Annotated in this window: 1 protein-coding gene; it reads right to left on the bottom strand. The window is 76.9% G+C overall.

Features of this window, described 5'->3' with window-relative positions; genetic code table 11:
- Positions 1 to 238: SDR family NAD(P)-dependent oxidoreductase (locus tag RTM68_RS18590; RefSeq protein WP_312173800.1), on the bottom strand; the 238-nt coding region annotated here is incomplete at both ends.

The raw sequence follows: 238 nt of genomic DNA, 5'->3' as shown, positions 1-238 counted from the left end.
ATGTCCGGCTCGCCGAAGGGGGCGGCGACGGCATCCGCCACGGCGTGGATGCCGTCGCGCGTGCCGAGGTCGCCGACGACGCCGGCCGCGGTGCACCCGGCGTCCGTGAGGTCCCGCACGGTCTCGGCGATCCGCGACTCACCGCGCGCGACGATCACGGTCGCCGCGCCCGCCCTGGCGAGTGCCGTCGCGATGCCGCGGCCGATGCCCGAGCTGCCACCGGTGATCACAGCGGTCC

It is taken from the genome of Microbacterium sp. (assembly GCF_031988965.1).
Lineage (GTDB): Bacteria > Actinomycetota > Actinomycetes > Actinomycetales > Microbacteriaceae > Microbacterium.
Note: the sequence above shows the minus strand (reverse complement) of the source record. Positions and strands in the feature narration are given on the sequence as shown.